The organism is Methylobacterium sp. WCS2018Hpa-22 (assembly GCF_031843785.1).
Taxonomy (GTDB): Bacteria; Pseudomonadota; Alphaproteobacteria; order Rhizobiales; family Beijerinckiaceae; genus Methylobacterium.
Genome location: NZ_JAVTJA010000043.1, coordinates 1 through 1,049, shown reverse-complemented (window position 1 = coordinate 1,049; position 1,049 = coordinate 1). Strand labels below are relative to the sequence as shown.

The window sequence follows — 1,049 nt, the reverse complement described above, 5'->3', positions numbered from 1 at the left end:
CTGCAGACGGTCGATTACGCCAATACGCGCTATTCGAAGCTCGACCAGATCAATGCCAGCAACGTTAAGCAGCTGCAGGTGGCCTGGACGTTCTCGACCGGCGTCCTGCGCGGCCACGAAGGCTCGCCGCTCGTCATCGGCAACATGATGTACGTGCACACCCCCTTCCCGAACATCGTCTACGCCCTGGACCTCGACAAGGACGGCGTGATCGTCTGGAAGTACGAGCCCAAGCAGGACCCGAGCGTCATCCCGGTGATGTGCTGTGACACGGTCAACCGTGGCCTGGCCTATGCCGACGGCGCGATCATCCTGCACCAGGCCGACACCACCGTCGTCTCGCTCGACGCCAAGTCCGGCAAGGTGAACTGGTCCGTCGTCAACGGCGACCCGAAGAAGGGTGAGACCAACACCGCGACGGTTCTGCCGGTCAAGGACAAGATCATCGTCGGCATTTCCGGCGGCGAGTTCGGCGTGAACTGCCACGTCACCGCCTACGACTCGAAGTCGGGCAAGAAGGTGTGGCGCGGCTACTCCCAGGGCCCCGATGCCGACATGATCATGGACCCGGAGAAGACGACGTCTCTCGGCAAGCCGGTCGGCAAGGATTCCTCGCTGAAGACCTGGGAAGGCGATCAGTGGAAGACGGGCGGCGGCTGCACCTGGGGCTGGTTCTCCTACGACCCCAAGCTCGACCTGATGTACTACGGCTCGGGCAACCCCTCGACCTGGAACCCCAAGCAGCGTCCGGGCGACAACAAGTGGTCGATGACCATCTGGGCACGTAACCCCGACACGGGTGCGGCCAAGTGGGTCTACCAGATGACCCCGCACGACGAGTGGGACTACGACGGCATCAACGAGATGATCCTCACGGATCAGAAGATCGACGGTAAGGATCGTCCGCTCCTCACCCACTTCGATCGTAACGGCTTCGGCTACACCCTCGATCGCGCCACCGGCGAGCTCCTGGTCGCCGAGAAGTTCGATCCGGTGGTGAACTGGGCTTCCAAGGTCGACATGGACAAGGGCTCCAAGACCTACGGTCG

Annotated in this window: 1 protein-coding gene; it reads left to right on the top strand. The window is 62.6% G+C overall.

The features are described from left to right. A partial coding sequence (locus tag RQI43_RS24495; RefSeq protein WP_311276900.1) for a PQQ-dependent dehydrogenase, methanol/ethanol family occupies window positions 1-1,049 on the top strand: 1,049 nt, incomplete at both ends.